Origin of the sequence: Cloacibacterium sp. TD35 (assembly GCF_028864635.1) — a bacterium.
Lineage (GTDB): Bacteria > Bacteroidota > Bacteroidia > Flavobacteriales > Weeksellaceae > Cloacibacterium.
The window spans coordinates 1,501,222-1,520,694 of the sequence record NZ_CP104850.1 but is presented as its reverse complement, the minus strand read 5'-3'; the positions used below and the strand labels follow the sequence as shown (position 1 = coordinate 1,520,694).

Here is a 19,473-nt window from a genome sequence, read left to right as displayed (position 1 = left end):
CGTGAAGACTTGGTCTAAATTTATCATTACCAATATTCTCTTACTTTTATTAGTAGGAGGAAAACTTCATGTATTTCCTAAAACGTTTGCTGTTGAAAATGTTTCTTCTCACAAAAACATAGAAAAACATTTACAAGGCAATAATTTTATAAGTGTTTCAGATGAAACACAAAATTTAGACAATGTAGTTTTTGAGTTAGACGAAGAAGAGCTTTCACATTCTGGAGGTTTCTCTGATTTTTCTCTAGCAGATCATCTTTATCATCTTAATTTTAATATTCCTACAGATTTTATTTGGAAAAAAATAGAATTAAGAAACAAGACCTTACTCACTCTACAATCTAAAATTTACATTCTGATTCGTAATCTACGAATTTGATTTTTCTATTTTCCCCTTCTTAAAATTTCTCTTATTTAAGAGAAAAACCTCATTACACATAAGTCATTAAACATTGATTATGTGCACTTTACCATTTTAAATTTCATAAATTTTCAATCATATGATGATCAAAAAATTCACATCATTAGTAAGTCTAATGGTATTATTACTGGCATTTAGCTGTTCAGAAAAAAAAGAAGAGAAAGTAGAAAATTCCATTTATCCAGCTACTATTCCCCTAAAAACAAATACAGATATTACTAAAGAATATGTAGCCAAAATTCAATCTGCTAAAAACATTGAAATTCGTGCTCAGGAAAAAGGATTTCTACAAAAAATATACGTAGACGAAGGCCAATATGTACATGCAGGACAACCTATGTTTCAAATTATGCCTCAAATTCTTCAGGCAGAAGTGATGAAAGCAAAAGCGGAAGTAGACCAATCTATTATAGAACTAGAAAACGCAACCAAACTAGCTGTAAATAATGTAGTTTCTAGAAACGAACAAAGAATGGCAAAAGCAAAACTAGATGCAGCAAGAGCAGAATTAAGACTGGCTCAGACCAAATTATCTTTTACCACCATTAGAGCTCCATTTTCAGGGATTATCAATAGGATTCCTTTAAAATTAGGGAGTTTGGTAGACGAAGGAGATTTACTTACTTCATTATCAGATAATTCTGGCATTTACGCTTATTTCAACCTCTCTGAACCAGAATATCTTAACTATCAAATGCATGCCGCAGAAAGAGGTGACAAAGGAGTGAATCTGGTCATGGCAAACGGTGAGTTATTTCCAGAAAAAGGATTTATTCAAAACATAGAAGGTGAATTCGATAGTGAAACAGGAAATATAGCTTTCCGTGCTAAGTTCCCTAACCCTAATCAATTACTGAGAAATGGCGAAACAGGAAAAATAAAAATGTCATTGCCTCTTGAGAATGTTCTAGAGATTCCACAAAAAGCGACTTACGAAATTCAAGACAAAACATATGTCTTTGTAGTAGACCAAAACAGAAAAATAAAGTCTAGAGAAATAACTATTGCTCATGAGCTACCAGACATTTACGTGGTTTCAAACGGACTTCAAGAAAATGAAAAATTCTTGCTAGAAGGCGTACAAAAAGTAAAAGACAATCAACACGTGCAAATAAAATTTGTAAACCCTCAAGAAGTTTTCAAATCTTTAAAAATAAAAGCGAATTAACTTCATAAATCCTTTAAAAAATTATGTTTAATAAATATATAAGAAGACCCGTTCTCTCTATAGTCATTTCATTGATTGTAGTTTTTCTCGGTGCGCTTGCCCTCATAGAATTGCCAGTGACGCAGTTTCCATCTATTTCGCCGCCCAAAGTAAATATTACAGTAGAATATCCTGGTTCTAATAATGAATTAATGGTAAAATCTGTAATCATTCCGCTAGAACAATCTCTCAATGGAGTTCCGGGTTTAAAATACATGACTTCTGATGCTGGAAATGACGGAGAAGGCTCTATACAATTGGTTTTTAACCTAGGAACAGACCCTAATATTGCTGCAGTAAATGTACAGAACAGAGTTTCGTCTGCAGTTAATAAACTTCCGCCAATTGTAGTAAGAGAAGGGGTGAAAATCACCAGAGAAGAGCCCAACATGTTGATGTATGTAAATCTTTACAGTAATGACAAGAAAGCAGACCAAAAATTCTTGTTCAACTATGCAGATATCAATATTCTTCCTGAACTCAAAAGAATAGACGGTGTAGGTTTTGCTGATATTTTAGGAGACCGACAGTACGCCATGAGAATTTGGTTAAAGCCAGATAGAATGACTGCTTACAACATCTCTGCTGATGAAGTAATGGAAGCCTTAAACGAACAAAGTTTAGAAGCTTCTCCGGGTAGAACTGGCGAAAGTTCTGGTAAAGTCTCACAAAGTTTCGAATACGTCATCAAATATCCCGGTAGATTTACCAAAGAAGAAGAATACAAGAATATTATTATAAAAGCGAATTCTAATGGTGAATTTGTAAGGTTAAAGGACATAGCAGAGGTAGAATTTGGAAGCATGATGTATGATATCTACTCTACCTTAAACGGGAAACCTTCTGCAGCAATTACCATTAAGCAATCTTATGGCTCTAATGCGAGTCAAGTAATTAAAGATGTAAAAGAACTCTTGACCAAATTAGAAAAAAAAGACTTCCCAAAAGGTATGCATTATGAAATAAGTTATGATGTTTCCAGATTTTTGGATGCTTCTATGGAAAAAGTAGTTCATACTCTTTTCGAGGCGTTTATTCTGGTATCAATTGTTGTATTCTTATTCTTAGGAGATTTACGTTCAACCATTATTCCTACACTTGCCGTTCCCGTCTCATTAATTGGAGCTTTCGCAGTAATGTCTGCATTTGGGATTACCTTAAATCTTATTTCCTTATTCGCGTTAGTTATGGCAATTGGGGTGGTAGTAGATGACGCCATAGTAGTGATAGAAGCAGTACATGCCAAGATGGAAGAAAAAAATCTCTCTCCGTTAAAAGCTACTGAAGAAGCCATGCACGAAATAAGTGGCGCAATCATTGCCATCACTTTGGTAATGGCATCTGTATTTATCCCTATTGCTTTCATGTCTGGACCTGTAGGTGTTTTTTATAGACAATTTTCCATTACTATGGTTTCCGCAATTATCCTATCTGGTTTAGTTGCACTTACTTTAACCCCTGCTCTGTGTGCTTTAATTCTCAAAAATAATCACGGAAAACAAAGAAAGAAAACACCTGTCAATAATTTTCTAGATCAGTTTAATAATTTCTTCAACAGAGGTGCAAATAAATACGAAGGATTACTTCAAAAATTTGTCACAAAAAAAATGTTTACCCTTCCGATATTGTTGATTTTTTGTTTGGGAACATTTTTCTTGAGCAACAAGGTTCCTTCTGGATTCATCCCTGGAGAAGACCAAGGAATGATTTACGCCATAGTACAAACTCCGCCAGGCTCTACCTTAGAGAGAACACATAAAATCGCTTTAGACCTGCAGAAAAAAACGAAAAAGATAGAAGGCGTACAGTCTGTTTCTTCATTAGCCGGGTACGAAATTCTTACCGAAGGAACAAGTTCTAATACTGGGACTTGTCTAATTAATCTTAAAAACTGGAGTGAGAGAAAACATTCTGCTACAGAAATCATAGAACAGTTAGAAGAGATTGCCAAAGAAATTCCAGGAGCTAATATTGAGTTTTTCCAGCCACCTTCTATCCCAGGTTATGGAGCAGCAGGAGGTTTTGAACTTCGTTTATTAGACAAAGCTGGTAGTGGTGATTATCATAAAATGGAAGAAGTGAGCAAACAATTTGTAGAAGATCTTAAAAAAAGACCAGAACTTGGTAATGCCTTTTCTTTTTATTCCGCAAGTTTCCCTCAGTACATGATGAGAGTAGATAATGATATGGCAGAGCAAAAAGGAGTAAGCGTAGGAAAAGCCATGGATAATCTCTCTACACTTATTGGGTCTAATTACGAAACGGGTTTTATAAGATTTGACAGACCTTACAAGGTTATTGTTCAAGCTGGGCCACAATATCGTGCATTGCCACAAGATTTACTCAAATTATACACTAAAAATGATAAAGACCAAATGGTTCCTTATTCAGATTTTATGCACTTAGAAAAAGTATATGGAATGTCTGAAATTACTCGTCATAATCTTTACAATTCTTCTGAGGTAAGTGGTAATCCCGCTGAAGGATACAGTAGTGGTGAAGCGATTAATGCCATAAAAGAAGTGGCCGAAAAAACTTTACCTAGAGGGTTTGACATCGATTGGGCAGGTATTTCTAAAGATGAAGTAAGCCGAGGAAATGAAGCTATTTATATTTTCTTGGTATGTTTAGGATTTGTTTACCTCATCTTATCAGCACAGTACGAAAGCTTTGTTTTACCATTACCTATTATTTTATCCTTACCAATTGGGATTTTCGGAGCGTTTTTGTGCTTAGAATTATTTGGTTTAGAAAATAATATTTATGCACAGATTGCCATGATTATGCTCATAGGTTTATTGGGAAAAAATGCAGTATTAATTGTAGAATTTGCTGTACAAAGAAGAGCTGCTGGAGAAGAAATTGCCAAAGCAGCTATACAAGCCGCTACTTTACGTTTTAGACCTATTTTGATGACTTCATTTGCATTTATTGCTGGGCTTATACCACTAGCAATAGCAACTGGACCGGGAGCTATAGGAAACAGAACCATAGGAACAGCAGCAGCTGGAGGAATGCTGATAGGAACCGTTTTTGGACTTATCATTATTCCAGGTTTATACTTCCTTTTCGGAACAATTTCAGATAAACTCAGAATGGCAGAACACGAAGACGAAAATCCTTTAACCGAAGAAATTGACAATAATGAACCGATTTTATAAAAACATAAGCCTTTCTTTTTTCACCATATTATTAATAGGTTGTAAAGCTCCTATGCCTACTGTGATTAAAGATGAAACGAAAGAAAATCTCCCTAAAAATTTCGCTCAATCTACCAATGATGGAACAAGAAACATAGGAAATAATCCTTGGAAGGAGTTTTTCACAGACCAAAATCTTCAAAAATTGATAGAAACAGCTTTGGCCAATAACCAAGAGCTGATGAAAACTTATCAAGAAATAGAAATGGCCAAAAGCAATGTTCTTTATCAAAAAGGGAAACTATCTCCTTTTGTAAATGTGGGTGGCTCTATTGGCGTAAAAAAAGCAGGAAGATACACCAGTGAAGGCGCTGGTGATGCAAGTACCAAAATGGAAGGAGACCAACCTATTCCAGACCCACTATTTAATTATGAAGGTGGGTTAAATGCAAGTTGGGAAATAGATATCTGGAAAAAGTTAAGAGACGAAAAAGATGCTGCAGTGGCACATTATCTCTCTACTGTAGAAGGAAAAAATTTCATTCTCTCCAATTTAATTGCAGAAATTGCAAATAATTATTATGAACTTATTGCTCTTGACCGCCAGTTAGATATTATTCATCAATATATTCAGATTAATGAAAAAGCTCTAGAAATAGCAAAAATTCAAAAAGAAGCAGCGGCAACTACCGAATTAGCTGTGAAAAAATTCGAAGCAGAATTAGCAAAATCAAAAGCCGAAGAATATGTAATCAAACAAGACATTACCGAAAAAGAAAACATAATTAATGCTTTAACGGGAAGATTTCCGCAAAATATTGAACGCTCTACCGAAAATATGATGCCTCCTCTTCCTGAACAAATTTTTACAGGAATTCCTTCTCAATTGCTGGAAAACAGACCAGATATTAGACAAGCAGAATATGAACTTACCGCTTCAAAATTAGATGTAGAAGTGGCTCGTAAAGAGTTCTACCCTTCTTTGGGAATATCTGCTTCGCTAGGGTTAGAAGCCTTTAAACCAAGTTATTTGGTAAAATTTCCAGAATCAGTAGCCTATCACCTTGCTGGTGAATTAGCAGGACCACTGATTAATAAATCTGCAATTAAAGCCAATTTTCAGTATGCCAATGCTAAACAGTTAGAAGCATTGTATGAATATGATAAAACCATACTGAACGCTTACCTAGAGGTTTCTAACAAAATGTCAAAAATCAAAAACCTTAATCAATATTATGAATTAAAAAACCAAGAAAGTAAAGCATTAGAAAAATCAATAGACATTGCTCAACTTCTTTTCAAAAATTCTAGAGCAGACTATCTTGAAGTATTGATGAATAATAGAGATTTACTAGATGCTAAAATAGAACTTGTAGAAGCACAAAAAAACCAACTCACCTCTGTAGTCGAAATTTATAAAAGTTTAGGCGGAGGCTGGAAATAAAATATTCTTTTTTTCTATCAACCGAAACTCTGCTATAGATTTTTCTATAGTGGAGTTTTTTAGTGAATTACTATGATAGATTTTAACTGTAATTATTTCAAATTTTTTAAAAAAATATATTGTATTTTTGCAAAAATTTTTTCAATTAATGGAAACTAAAACTCAATATTTACCTTACAAAGTTAAGGATATTTCCCTAGCAGAATGGGGACGCAAAGAAATTCAACTTGCCGAAGCAGAAATGCCAGGTTTAATGGCGTTAAGAGAAGAATATGGTCCTTCTCAACCATTAAAAGGGGCTAGAATTGCGGGTTGTCTTCACATGACTATTCAAACTGCTGTTCTCATCGAAACTTTGGTTCACCTTGGTGCAGAAGTAACTTGGTCTTCATGTAATATTTTCTCTACTCAAGATCATGCTGCTGCTGCTATTGCTGCTGCTGGAATCCCAGTTTACGCATGGAAAGGAATGAATGCAGAAGAATTCGATTGGTGTATTGAACAAACGATTTTCTTTGGAGAAGACAGAAAACCATTAAACATGATTTTAGATGATGGTGGTGACTTAACAAACATGGTTTTTGATAAATTCCCAGAATTAACTGCTGGAATCAAAGGTCTTTCTGAAGAGACTACAACTGGTGTTCACAGATTATACGAAAGAATGGCAAACGGAACTCTAGTAATGCCTGCAATAAATGTAAATGATTCTGTTACTAAATCTAAATTTGATAACAAATATGGTTGTAGAGAATCTGCTGTAGATGCAATCAGAAGAGCGACAGACGTAATGCTAGCTGGTAAAAGAGTTGTAGTTTGTGGTTTCGGAGATGTAGGTAAAGGTACTGCTGCTTCATTTAGAGGAGCTGGTTCTATCGTTACTGTTACAGAAATAGACCCAATCTGTGCTTTACAAGCTGCTATGGAAGGTTACGAAGTGAAAAAACTAGACACTGTAATCGAAAATGCTGATATTGTAATCACTACTACTGGTAACTTTAATATTGTTAGAGCTGAACATTTCAAAAAAATGAAAGATAAGACCATCGTTTGTAATATTGGTCACTTTGATAACGAAATTGACATGGCTTGGTTAAACGAAAACTATGTTAATACCAAAACTGAAGTAAAACCACAAGTAGATATTTACAATGTAGATGGTAAAGAAATTATCATTTTAGCAGAAGGTAGATTGGTAAACCTTGGTTGTGCAACTGGTCACCCAAGTTTTGTAATGTCTAACTCATTTACCAACCAAACTTTAGCTCAAATTGAACTTTGGACAAATTCTGAAGCTTACGAAAACAAAGTGTACATGTTACCAAAACATTTAGATGAAAAAGTAGCAGCACTTCACCTTAAAAAATTAGGTGTAGAGTTAGAAACACTTTCTCCAGAACAAGCTAAATATATTGGTGTAGAAGTAGAAGGTCCTTTCAAACCAGAATACTACAGATACTAAAAATTTGGAAGTCAGAAATCGAAAGATGGAAGACTGAAAATTAATTTATACTAAAACTCCTCAGAAATTCTGAGGAGTTTTTTATGTCCACAAAATATTTTGAATTTTATTAAAATATTCTTTGTAATTTCAGACTATGAAAATCTTATCTTTTCTTTTTCTGATTATTTCTTTATCCATCAATGCTCAAGATGGCTTTCAGATATTAGAGGATAAGAAAAAGGTAAATATTCCTTTTCGGCAAATCAACAATTTAGTTTTTCTGGATTTAAAAGTCAATAATGTAAACCTTACTTTTTTATTAGACACTGGCGTTTCCGAAACTTTACTTTTTAGCTTAGAAAATAAAGAAGTAGTCTTCGAAAACGTAGAAAAAATAAGATTTACAGGGTTAGGAGGAAGCAATTATATAGAAGGCATAAAATCTACGAAAAACAAAGTAGAAGTCAATAAAACTTTAGTTGATTTCAGTCACGAAATTTATATCATCTTAGATGAAGATTTCAACTTCTCTTCTCATGTAGGAATCCCTGTTAATGGTATTATTGGTTATCATTTTTTTAAAAACAATCCTATAAAAATAGATTTTGAAAAGCATCTCATTACTGTTTACAATAGAAAATTCTATTCTGAAAAAAACTTTAGAAAATTTGAAAAACTACCTATGAGTATTGAGGCTAAAAAACCTTATCACATTGCCGAAGTACAACAAACCAAAGATTTTTTCCCAGCAAAAATGCTCATCGATTTAGGAAATAGTGATGCTATGTGGCTGTTCCCTAATAGAATTCCCAATTTCAATTATAACAAACCTAATATAGACGATTTTTTAGGAAGAGGATTCAATGGAGATATCTATGGAAAACGCAGCAGAATTCATGCACTGAAACTAGGAAACAACATTCTAAATACACCAATTGTAGCTATGCCTAGCGAAGAATCAGTAAAATCTATGAATTTCGTAAAAGAAAGAATAGGCTCTATAGGTGCAGATGTTCTAAAAAGATTCACCATTGGTTTTGACTATCAAAATAGCGTATTTTTCATTAAAAAGAACAAATCTATCAAAGAACCTTTCAGATTTAACATGAGCGGTTTAGACATCAAACATGATAGGATGAAATGGGAAAAAGACCTTGTAAAAGTAGATATTCCTACACTTCCAGAGTCTAATAACGAAAAGGGAACCACCATTAGAATACAAAACACCAGTGAATTTCAATACAAATTTGTATTAAAACCAGAGTATTCTATTGCAGGAGTTAGAGAAAACTCACCAGGGTTTTTAGCAGAGATAAAAAAAGGAGACAAACTCTTAGAAATCAATGGCAAAAAGACTTCTGATATGACACTTCAACAAATCAATGAGATTTTTATGTCTGAAGAAGAAAAAACAATTACCCTAAAACTTCTAAGAAATTCATTAACTTTAATCAAAGAATTTGTTCTAAAAGACCCTATTCCTTATCAAGAAAATTAATGGATAAAAAACTCAATACCATCAGAACCAGACCTCGATTCAAATTAGAAACTGATTTGAGTAAAGAGGATTTTGAATTGAATTTAAAAACCAAACTTCAAAAAAACACTGAAATCCAGGGAAACATTAATAAAGAAGTGGCTTCTATTTGGGTAAAAACTGCTCATAATGAATTTTGGAAACCTTATCTTTCTCTCAGAGCAGAAAAGGAAGATGAAAAAACCATTATCAGAGGAACTTTTGGTCCAAGTGCAGCCGTTTGGACTTTTTTTATGTTCCTTTACTTTATTTTTTCTATTATTTTCATGGTTTTTATCACCATTTGGGTTGTTACAAAACAAATTAATAGCAATGATTTTCCGTGGGCAATTTATCTTGCTATCTTTGCATTGGTTTTATTATTGTTTACTTTTTTGGCAACAAAAATCGGTCAGAAAAAAGCAAAAACCGAAATGGAACAACTCAAAAATTTTGCAGAAAATTCCATACTGAATCGACCAAAAACCAAATCGCATTAACTTCATTTTAAAATGTCTGTCAAAACGCTTGCTTACGGAGAAAAAAACTATAATTATTACAGTGCTTACCTCAGAGAAAAATATCAAGGAAAGCGCGTGTATAAAGCCATTGTAGACGGTGGCTTTACCTGCCCAAACAGAGATGGCTCCAAAGGTTATGGCGGTTGTACCTATTGCAATACAGATTCTTTTACTCCTGCTTCTAGAAATCTAGATTCTATTCGTGAACAGGTTTTACACGGCATGGAAAACGCTACTCAAAATTATAAAGCAGAAAAATTTATTATTTACTTTCAGCCTAATTCTAATACTTATGCGCCAGTAGAAGAACTAAAATTATTGTACGATGAAGCGTTAAAAATAAATTCAGAAAATATTGTAGGTTTATCCGTAGGAACACGCCCTGATTGTATTAATGCAGAGATTGTAACACTTCTAGAAAGTTATAAAAACAAAGGTTTAGAGGTAGATATAGAACTGGGAATAGAATCTATTTACAACGAAACTTTGCAAAATCTTAATCGTGGTTGCACTCATGAAGATTTCATTTCTGCCATGAAACTTTTAGAAAATTCTTCATTAGATGTTTGCGTTCACACCATTTTGGGTTTACCAGGCGAAACACGAGAAATGATTGTAAAATATGCTGATGAAATTAACATGTTTGAGAAAATTAATTTCGTGAAGTTTCATCACTTACACATCGTAAAAGGCTCTATTATGGGTGTAAAATACAAAAGAGAACCCTTCCCGCTCTTCACTTTGGAAGAATACACTGACATTCTCTGTGAAATTCTGCCAAAATTAAGGCCAGACATCGTCATACAAAGACTTTTTGCTTTATCTGATGTAGATATGCTCATCGCACCAAAATGGGGCTTAAAAAAGTCTCAAATTCAAAATTACATTGATGCTGAACTGGAGAGAAGAAACATCATTCAAGGAAGTGAGTATAGATGAGAAATGAGCGTTTAGAAATTTCTATATTTTTTCTAACCAATCATCTTGAACTCTTTTAATTTTTAAATTCTGGCTATCCATCAGAATCCAAAGCGTTCTAGAATCTACTACCAATTCTTCACCTCTATAAAACTCTACTTTTCTGGGTTGCCTTATTCCTTCTGGTTTTTCGGGATATGTTTTCAGTGTAAGCAATTCTCCCTTAAAAACTTGCTTCTTATACTGGATATGATGGTCAGAAAGCACCCAAAAATCATCTGCAAATGGAGTACTATTTTTTAAAATATCCCAATGTTCTTTTGCCATTTCTTCTACCCAATGTACATATTGAACATTATTCACATGATTATTTTGGTCTAAATGCTCGTCACTTACTACAATTTCTTTGATATGAACCAGTTTCATTTTAAAATTTTTATAAAATTACCAACTTAATTTTCATAAAAAGACAAACTAAACATACTTTTTTAGAATAATGCGGTAGATACAAAAACTCCAAAATTATTCTGGTTAAACTTTTGTGGGCCAAAATATTCAAAATTACTTGCTAACCCGAAAGAAATTTCATTGTAATTAACACCAGCTCTTAATCTAAGATAGCTTCTGGTGTGAGGATTACCTTCATTGGTAAGTGCAGCATACATCGCTTGAATTTTGGAATAAAATCTCCAATTTTCTGAAAGTTTTGGTTTATACTCTCCCATTAAAAAAGCCTCCACTTCTCCATTATCATCTATATAGTAACGCGGATTAAAAACAATTACATAATCTGGAGAGCCTTTAGAATAAATCACTCCTACTGCTGGTCTGATATCTACACCTGTAGCCATGTGAAAACCTCCCATTAAGTTAAAATTTTTCGTAAACTCGTAAGTAATATTCCCTTGAACCATATAACCATCAGTATCATCCTTATCCCATGTTCCGATAATGTCACTTACTGCAAATATTCCAAATTTAGGAGCACTTGTCAATTTTTTCTGAAAAGTAGTTTGAAATCCTAATGCTTTATCTCCAAAAACAGTTTCCACAATTACTGGTGGATTTTTTATTTGAACAGTAGCAGTTTCTTGCGCGTCTAAAAGCATAATCGATGTAAACAAAAAGGCTATAGATAAAAATAGTTTAGTCTTCATTGTAGATTTTCTTAATTTATTTTTGAAAAATTTAATTTTATTGATTTCTTTTTAAGATTTTACTTCTTATCAAAAAATATAAGTCTTAAAAAACAAAAACCCTTTAAATTTTCATTTAAAGGGTTTTTTAGATTTTGTATTTCTGCTTGCGATCCGGACGGGACTCGAACCCGCGACCTCCGCCGTGACAGGGCGGCATTCTAACCAACTGAACTACCGGATCAATTTTTTGAAAAGTAATTGATAAACTTTTTGCGATCCGGACGGGACTCGAACCCGCGACCTCCGCCGTGACAGGGCGGCATTCTAACCAACTGAACTACCGGATCTTTTAATTAAAGAACATTGCTCTTTTTTCGTGATGGCAAAATTACAACTTTTATTGAATACTGCAAATATTTTTATAAAAAAAATGCTCCCCAAAACGGAAAGCATTCATTTTCAATTATATTTTTTTTACAAATATGCGTTTAATTTCTCTGCAATAGCCGCTTTAGGAGCTACACCTACGAATTTATCTACTACTTCTCCGTTCTTAAAAATCAAAACAGTAGGGATATTTCTAATCCCATAATCCATAGATACTTGTTGATTATTATCTACATCTACTTTTCCTACTATCGCTTTTCCTTGGAAATCATCATGAAGTTCTTCAATGATTGGTCCAAGCATTCTACATGGTCCACACCAAGCTGCCCAAAAATCTACTAATACTGGTTTATCTGAATTTAATACCAATTCTTGAAAATTGCTGTCTGTTAATTCTACTGCCATAATTCTTTAATATTTGTTTTTAATTATTTATTGATTTCAGGTTACAAATTTACAATATTCTTGCCAATTTTTTAAAAGTATTGTCTATGCGAACCATTATCTTTTTCTATAATCGCAAGATTTCTACCAATGCATTAACCAGCGCATCTATTTCTTCTTTTGTTGTTTTGTGAGAAAAAGAAATTCTAAGCGGAGTAGTGTTTTGCTGGGTTTCTTCACTTAAAATTTTAGAAAGTACAGATGATGGTTTTGCTGCTCCAGAACTACATGCACTTCCTTGTGAAACTGCAATTCCTTTCATGTCTAGCTGTAACCCAATCAACGGATTCTGTGAAGGTAAAGAAACACTTAAAACCGTATAAAGACTCATATCACTTTCTGCACTTCTTCCATTAAAAAGAATTCCTGGAATTTTTTCTGAAAGTCTTTGGATGGCGTAATCCTTAATTTCTTGAATATGAGAAGAGAATTTTTCTAAATTGTCAGTAGCAATTTCAAATGCCTTTCCTAATCCTGCAATTCCTACCACGTTTTCAGTTCCAGCTCTTAAATTTCGCTCTTGAGTTCCACCGTGAATTTGAGCTTTTAAATGAGTAGACTTTCTGATGAAAGCAAAACCTGCACCTTTTGGCCCATGGAATTTGTGCGCACTACAACTTGCAAAATCTACTAAAGTTTTAGAAAAATCCAAAGGCAAATGTGCCATCGTTTGAACCGTATCCGAATGAAAATACGCTCCGTTTTCTTTGCAAATATTTGCAACTTTATCAAGGTCTAAAAGATTACCGATTTCATTATTGCCGTGCATTAAACTCACCAAAGTCTTTTTATCTGAAGACTTCAAAAGCTGCTGTAATTGATCTATATCTACATCTCCTTTTTCATTGACATTGAGGTAGATTACTTCTACGTTTTTAGAATTTTTGAGATTTTCTACCGATTCTGCTACACATTTATGTTCTAGTTCTGTGGTAATAATTCTTTCGATTTTTAAATCTTCAACCGCAGATTTCAGAATTAAATTATTGGCTTCAGTTCCGCAAGAGGTGTAGATAATTTCTGCTGGGGAAACATGTAAAGAAGTGGCAATTTTTCTACGGGTTTCTTCTAGAATCGTTTTGGCTTCTTGACCAAGGGTATGTGTAGAAGAAGGATTCCCGAAATTGTTTTTCATGACCACTACCATCGCATCTATCACTTCGTCTAAAAGTGGTGTAGTAGCAGCATTATCTAAATATATCTGTGTCATTTTTAGGAAATATTTGTGAGCATTAAGATAGAAAATCTTAATTTCTCAATTTTAGAATTTAACGCGACGAAATTAATGAAAAAATCTGTAATGAGATTCGTGTGCGAGAGAAAGCATGGGCAAATCTCCTGAAGTATCCCCAAAAGCGATGATTTTATCGTACTTTTTGCCTTCTATTTCTTTTTTAATTCGGTTTACTTTTTCTTTACCGTTGTTATTTCTGGTTTTGAAATGCCCAGTGAAAATTCCATTTTCGAAACGGGCTTCTGTAGCCAAAAATTTCATTCCCATTTTTTCGGCAAAAGGTCTCACCCAAATATCAAGAGAAGCGGTTATTAAGTAACTTTCTGTAAGTTCTTTATCAATATTTTCTATAAATTCTAAAGCGTTTTCTCTGATGATTTTCGGATAAAATTTATCGATAAAATCTTGAGAAATTCTCTTGATTTTTTCTTCTCTTTCCCCTTTTAGAATAGAACTGATGAAACTTTTCTTCACTTTTTCTGCATTTGCCAAGTGTAATTTCACCAAAATAAATAGCGGAATATGTTTCAGAAAATTCCAGAAATATTTTTTTTCATTATAAAACTGTAGATACAAAAACATGGTGTCTTTGTACGTAATCGTCCCATCAAAATCAAACAGATATAGCTTTTTCATCAAATTATTATTAAACCATTAAGAATACATTAAATTCTTAAGAAACATTAAGTATTCGCTGGCGAATTTAAGAAATTTAGTTATTAAAGAATAGAGCGTTTGACAATCCTATAGTCAAAACTAAAACTAATATTAAAAATACAAGAGCGATAAAATTTTCAAGAAGAAATATTATCCATGATTGCTTATACACTTCTAGTTTACCTTCGCCTGTTTTTAGTTTCCTTATTAATTTTAAAACTTCTTGATATTCATATTTGTTTAACGCATAAGTTTTAATAGACTTTCCGTTTTCTAAATCTATATACGTTTCAAACGAATTTGTGATATGAATTCCCTCTGAAAAAAGAGTTCCAGAAGTTTTAACCTCTTTTGAAATTTGTCTAATTTGTTTTATATCATCAAACTTAATTTTTATTTTATAAGGAAAAAACAGATATGACAAAACTAAATTTTCTTTGGTAAGGGTTAGAATTTGAATTTTAAGCAAATAATATAAACAACCTAAAATCATTATTCCAAATAAAGAAGTGATAATTAAAACAATATAAAACTCTTCTGATTCTCTTTCAGGAAAATCACTATGAAAAGTTAATTTTATCATTAAACCACAAAAAATAATTCCTATTACGAAAAATACATTCATAATAGAAATTAGATTTGATTTATACAATATTTTTTGTTTCACTTACAGTTTCAATTTCTTAAAAATAAATTCAGGAATATGAATGATGATGAGCATGATTAATCTCCAAATTGGCAAAACATAAACTATGTTTTTTTGCTTTTTATAGGCTTTATAAATGCATTCTGCCGCTTGTTTTGGTGTTGCTGTAAGCTTTGGATTGAGTGGTAAACCTTCGGTCATTTTGGTTTCCATAAAACCTGGTTTTACCGTCATCACATGAACTTTTTTAGAAAAAAGATAATTTCTCAATCCGCTTAAATAGGCTGTAAAAGCTGCTTTTGCACTTCCATAGATAAAATTACTCTGTCTTCCTCTATCTCCTGCTACAGAGGAAAGCGCGATGATGTTTCCGCTTCTTTTGCTTTCCATTTTTTTAGCAAAATAATTGATTACAGGAACCAATTTTGCGTAATTAATGTCGATGATTTTCTCGGTGTTTTTATCATCATACAAACCATCTTCGGTTCCCAAACCTAAATAACCAGTAGCACAGAAAAGCAAATCTGAGTCTACATTTTCAAAAACAGAATAATTGATTTCTTGAGTCAAATCTAATTCTATGATTTCTGATGGCTGTAGAAATTTCACATCGATATGCTTAGCAAAACGTTCTGTGGTTTCTCGGCTAGAAGTAACCAGATAAATTTTAGGGAATTTTTCACCAGCAGCTAGTGCTTTTTCTACAAATGCTTGTGCAACTTCTGATGTGGAACCAAGAATAATCATGTGCAATAAGTTAGTTATGAATGATTTAGTTTTTTTGATTAAGAACCTCTTTTTATTCTTTTGCTTTGAAGAGAAACAAATTTAGAGCTGTCTACATTTTTCAGATAATTGGTGAGTGAAGATTTGCTCATGCTGTCTTTGGTCAAGTAAATTCTACCACCAAATTCTTCTACAATTTTATCTAAATTATCTACCAATTGTCTTAATTCTCTATTGATTTTAAAGTCTAAGGCGAGGGTATAACCTTCAAATGGGAAAGAATTATACGCTTCTGGATTTCCTTTGCCAAAAAGTTTAAGAACTGCTAAAAACGAACCTTGACCACTTCTACCAATGGTTTCTAAGATTTTTTTCATGCCTTCTTTTCCTTTTTCTTTTGGTATCACCATTTGGTATTGAATAAAACCACCTTTTCCGTAAATTTTATTCCAGTCATTAATGGCATCTAGAGGATAGAAAAAAGTCTCGTAATCTATATAATTTTTCACTTCTTTTTGTCTTTGTTTATTGAAATACATAAAGTTAAAAGCTCTTACAGAAAAACTATTCAATACAAAACTTGGAAAATAAAACGGAATGGTAGGACTGAGTTTTTTCTTTAATCTCAATGGATTTTCTTGCCATTTTTGGGGCAACTCTGCTCTGAGCGCGAACTCCCCTCTCATTAAAATACTTCTGCCTATGTTTTTACCTTTTTGCAAGCAATCTATCCAGGCCACGGTATAAGTCCAGTCTTCTGATTCTTCGAAAAGTTGGAAGATTTCGTCTAGATTTTCAGCCTTAATTGATTCTTGACGAATGTATGCCGATTCTATATTTTTGAGTTTAATTTTAGCAGAAAGAATAATTCCGGTAAGTCCCATTGCTCCGAAAGTAGCCCAAAATTTCTCTGCATTTTCTTCTCTAGAACACGTGATGATTTCGCCATCTTCTACCATCATTTTAAATTCAATTACACACTCCGAAAAACCACCTTCTGCATGGTGATTTTTCCCATGAATGTTTGACGCAATCGCTCCACCCAATGTAATAAATTTAGTTCCTGGTGTGATGGCTAAAAAGTAACCTTGAGGCACCGTGATTTCTAAAATTTCTGAAAGCAAAACTCCAGACTCACATTCTAAAATGCCATTTAAACGGTCAAAACTTATAAATTTATTTAATTTCTTTGTAGAAAACATAGCTTCAGCCAAGGCAGCATCTCCATAGCATCTTCCGTTTCCGTACGCAATAACTTCGTTATTATGTTTTAGAAATTCTCTTATTTTACCGTAATCTTCTTCTGCTTTGAACAGTTTTTTCACGATGGGATAGTTACCCCATGTAGAAACATTTTTTATGAAATCTGGCTTCATTTTTTTAAATATATTAATAACAAAAATGCTATTAACCAAATGAGAATGGTTATTTGTATATATCTGTCTTTATAGACAATTTTAGTAGGAGATTCGGTTTTATTATACACCAATGTTTGCTGTAAATACCTTAAAAAAGCAAAAACCACAAATAAAACGGTATAAAAAACTCTAACCCCAAATTTTTCTTGAACTTCAGGAGTTAAGGTAAACATGAGATAACAAACAATTGCCAAAGTTACCGAAATAGAAAGAGCAATATCTGCAAACTGTACGTTATAACCATCAAGTGCTTTTCTAGTTTTCCCTGAAACTTCTGCGTTTATTAACTCTCCTCTTCTTTTGCCAATCGCTAAAACCAATGCCAAAACAAAGGTCAATAAAATAGCCCATTGTGAAACTACAATTCCTGTAGCATAACCTCCTGCTAACACTCTGAAAACAAAACCCGATGCAATAATACAAACATCTATAATGGCTACATGTTTTAATCTAAAAGTGTACGCTATATTCATGAAAAAATAAGAGGCGATGATGATAGAAAATTTGGTAAAATCTCTTTGAAAATAGTCTCCACCAAAGATTATCATCATTAAAACAGATAAAACAAGAAGTACAAAAATAATTTTAGCAGCTGTTTTAGAAATGGCACCACTTGCTAAAGGTCTATTACATTTTTCAGGATGTTTTTTGTCTGATTCTATATCTGTGTAATCATTCAATATATAAATGGAACTTGCAGTAAAAGAAAAAACTAAAAAAGCGAAAATGCTTTTTAGCGTTAAATCCACATGTGTAACATTACCCGAAAAGAAAAGCGGTGTAAAAACAAAAAGGTTTTTCACCCATTGTTCTACACGTAAAAGTTTTAAAAAATTTCTCATCAAAAGTTTTTATACTATACAAATTTAAGAATAAAAAAATAAAAATCGCCTTGCTAACAAGGCGATTTAAGTAGATTATGTTTTCTGTATGTTATTTAGCTTCTGCCTGAGCATCTTTAATCATTTCTTCGTTTGCAGTAATTGCAAATTCTACTCTACGGTTTTTAGCTCTACCTGCTTCAGTACTGTTATCTGCTATTGGCTCTTTTTCTCCAACTCCCATTGCAAATAATCTAGATTTTGCTACGCCTAGAGAAACTAAATAATTAACTACTGAACTTGCTCTTCTTTCAGATAAGCTCTGGTTGTATTCATCTGTTCCTCTAGAATCAGTATGTCCGTATATATTGATATTAGTATCAGGGTTGTTTTTAAGGACTTCTGCTAATTTATTCAAGTTAGATTTAGCTACTGAAGTAAGATTAGAGGAATCAAAATCAAAGTTTACTGTATTTTCTGATAAAGTTACTTTAATCCCTTCATTTACTCTCACCACTTCTGCACCTGGTAAAGCTTCTTTAATTTCTTTGGCTTGTTTATCCATTTTATTACCGATTACTCCACCTACTACTCCACCAACTACACCGCCTAAAACAGCACCTTGAGGAGCATTACCCCCTTTTCCTACATTATTACCGATTACAGCGCCCAAAACAGCACCTGCAGCAGTACCAATTACGGCACCTTTTTGAGTATTATTTGCATTCTGAATAGCTTCACAGCTGGTTAACACCATTGCTGATGATAAAAATAATGCTGCTACGCTTGATTTATTGATTAGTTTCATAATTTTTTTTAAATTTTAAAAAGTTATTTTTGTTCCATTCCTGTTCTTACGAAATTGTAATATACTTTGATTACATTTCCTTCAAAAGGAACGCTTTGAACTAAGGTAAAGTTGTCTGTGTCTTGTCTTTCGATTTGTAAAATATAACCAGCAGTTACGTTTTTAGCTTTAGTGTCTGCTACTAATTTCTTGAATTTAAACTCATTATCTCTAGTTACTTCAAATTTAATGGGTTGAGTTACTGTAGGACAGTTTCCTCCACCTTTTATGGTATAAGCACCAGAATAATTATTCGGGATAAGTCTCCAATGACTTCCTACAAAACACTGAGCATCTGCTCCTTCATCAAAAGGCTTTATTTGAAATCCTTTATCATAATTTACACTGGTAATTTCCCAATCACCTTTCATTTTTAAAAATTCTGCTCTAGAAGTTTGAGCACTTTCTGCTTTTTTAACAGAGGAGCAAGAAACGGCAAATAATGAGCCGAGAGCTAGAGTCAATAGTACTTTTTTCATCTTTTACTTAAATTTGGTTGTTATTTATGAATGTAAAGTTATGAAGTTAATTGTAAAAACTGTG

General features: G+C 33.0%; 19 protein-coding genes and 2 tRNA genes. 8 read left to right on the top strand and 13 right to left on the bottom strand.

Annotated elements, in window-relative coordinates; translation table 11 throughout:
* Window position 1: 1 nt before the first annotated feature.
* The 8 genes from N7277_RS07085 (at window position 2) to N7277_RS07050 (ending at window position 10,632) form a co-directional block, all read left to right on the top strand.
* Window positions 2-379, top strand: a complete 378-nt coding sequence (locus tag N7277_RS07085) for a hypothetical protein (protein WP_274778874.1) — start codon at window positions 2-4, stop codon at window positions 377-379.
* A gap of 127 nt (window positions 380-506) precedes the next feature.
* The gene (locus N7277_RS07080) at window positions 507-1,589 is read left to right on the top strand and encodes an efflux RND transporter periplasmic adaptor subunit (protein ID WP_446715135.1); all 1,083 of its coding nucleotides are present in this window, start codon (window positions 507-509) and stop codon (window positions 1,587-1,589) included.
* A gap of 23 nt (window positions 1,590-1,612) precedes the next feature.
* Window positions 1,613-4,789 (top strand): efflux RND transporter permease subunit, encoded by a 3,177-nt coding sequence (locus N7277_RS07075; protein ID WP_274778873.1) that lies wholly within the window; start codon window positions 1,613-1,615, stop codon window positions 4,787-4,789.
* The gene (locus N7277_RS07070) at window positions 4,773-6,212 is read left to right on the top strand and encodes a TolC family protein (protein ID WP_274778872.1); all 1,440 of its coding nucleotides are present in this window, start codon (window positions 4,773-4,775) and stop codon (window positions 6,210-6,212) included. The genes N7277_RS07075 and N7277_RS07070 overlap by 17 nt, the downstream gene beginning before the upstream one ends.
* A 148-nt stretch (window positions 6,213-6,360) precedes the next feature.
* Window positions 6,361-7,674, top strand: coding sequence for an adenosylhomocysteinase (ahcY, locus tag N7277_RS07065; RefSeq protein WP_274778871.1), 1,314 nt, complete (start codon window positions 6,361-6,363; stop codon window positions 7,672-7,674).
* Between the two features lie 136 nt (window positions 7,675-7,810).
* A complete protein-coding gene (locus N7277_RS07060; RefSeq protein WP_274778870.1) occupies window positions 7,811-9,154 on the top strand; it encodes a PDZ domain-containing protein in 1,344 nt (447 codons plus the stop codon).
* Entirely contained in the window at window positions 9,154-9,672 is a 519-nt protein-coding gene (locus tag N7277_RS07055; protein WP_274778869.1) for a hypothetical protein, read from the top strand. The genes N7277_RS07060 and N7277_RS07055 overlap by 1 nt, the downstream gene beginning before the upstream one ends.
* 12 nt (window positions 9,673-9,684) lie before the next feature.
* The gene (locus N7277_RS07050; RefSeq protein WP_274778868.1) at window positions 9,685-10,632 is read left to right on the top strand and encodes a TIGR01212 family radical SAM protein; all 948 of its coding nucleotides are present in this window, start codon (window positions 9,685-9,687) and stop codon (window positions 10,630-10,632) included.
* A gap of 21 nt (window positions 10,633-10,653) precedes the next feature.
* Here the strand turns inward: N7277_RS07050 and N7277_RS07045 are convergent, their stop codons facing one another.
* The 13 genes from N7277_RS07045 to N7277_RS06985 all read right to left on the bottom strand — a co-directional run bounded on the left by N7277_RS07045 (window position 10,654) and on the right by N7277_RS06985 (window position 19,409).
* On the bottom strand, window positions 10,654-11,037 hold the full coding sequence (locus tag N7277_RS07045; protein WP_274778867.1) for an acyl-CoA thioesterase: 384 nt from the start codon (window positions 11,035-11,037) through the stop codon (window positions 10,654-10,656).
* Between the two features lie 62 nt (window positions 11,038-11,099).
* Window positions 11,100-11,768, bottom strand: coding sequence for a hypothetical protein (locus tag N7277_RS07040; RefSeq protein WP_274778866.1), 669 nt, complete (start codon window positions 11,766-11,768; stop codon window positions 11,100-11,102).
* 149 nt (window positions 11,769-11,917) lie between these two features.
* Window positions 11,918-11,991, bottom strand: a tRNA-Asp gene (locus tag N7277_RS07035).
* A 32-nt stretch (window positions 11,992-12,023) separates the two neighbouring features.
* Window positions 12,024-12,097, bottom strand: a tRNA-Asp gene (locus N7277_RS07030).
* Between the two features lie 127 nt (window positions 12,098-12,224).
* The gene (gene trxA, locus N7277_RS07025) at window positions 12,225-12,542 is read right to left on the bottom strand and encodes a thioredoxin (RefSeq protein ID WP_069797670.1); all 318 of its coding nucleotides are present in this window, start codon (window positions 12,540-12,542) and stop codon (window positions 12,225-12,227) included.
* A gap of 106 nt (window positions 12,543-12,648) precedes the next feature.
* Window positions 12,649-13,791 (bottom strand): cysteine desulfurase family protein, encoded by a 1,143-nt coding sequence (locus N7277_RS07020; RefSeq protein WP_274778865.1) that lies wholly within the window; start codon window positions 13,789-13,791, stop codon window positions 12,649-12,651.
* A gap of 72 nt (window positions 13,792-13,863) precedes the next feature.
* Window positions 13,864-14,451 (bottom strand): HAD family hydrolase, encoded by a 588-nt coding sequence (locus N7277_RS07015; RefSeq protein ID WP_274778864.1) that lies wholly within the window; start codon window positions 14,449-14,451, stop codon window positions 13,864-13,866.
* A 76-nt stretch (window positions 14,452-14,527) separates the two neighbouring features.
* Entirely contained in the window at window positions 14,528-15,097 is a 570-nt protein-coding gene (locus tag N7277_RS07010) for a hypothetical protein (RefSeq protein WP_274778863.1), read from the bottom strand.
* A gap of 42 nt (window positions 15,098-15,139) precedes the next feature.
* On the bottom strand, window positions 15,140-15,865 hold the full coding sequence (locus N7277_RS07005; protein WP_274778862.1) for an SDR family NAD(P)-dependent oxidoreductase: 726 nt from the start codon (window positions 15,863-15,865) through the stop codon (window positions 15,140-15,142).
* A 38-nt stretch (window positions 15,866-15,903) separates the two neighbouring features.
* Complete coding sequence (locus N7277_RS07000) at window positions 15,904-17,220, bottom strand: FAD-binding oxidoreductase (protein WP_274778861.1); 1,317 nt, start codon at window positions 17,218-17,220, stop codon at window positions 15,904-15,906.
* Window positions 17,217-18,104 (bottom strand): decaprenyl-phosphate phosphoribosyltransferase, encoded by an 888-nt coding sequence (locus N7277_RS06995; protein WP_274778860.1) that lies wholly within the window; start codon window positions 18,102-18,104, stop codon window positions 17,217-17,219. Before N7277_RS06995 ends, N7277_RS07000 begins: the two co-directional genes overlap by 4 nt.
* Before the next feature lie 91 nt (window positions 18,105-18,195).
* Complete coding sequence (locus tag N7277_RS06990) at window positions 18,196-18,891, bottom strand: OmpA family protein (protein WP_274778859.1); 696 nt, start codon at window positions 18,889-18,891, stop codon at window positions 18,196-18,198.
* Between the two features lie 23 nt (window positions 18,892-18,914).
* Window positions 18,915-19,409 (bottom strand): lipocalin family protein, encoded by a 495-nt coding sequence (locus N7277_RS06985; protein WP_274778858.1) that lies wholly within the window; start codon window positions 19,407-19,409, stop codon window positions 18,915-18,917.
* Between the last annotated feature and the right edge of the window lie 64 nt (window positions 19,410-19,473).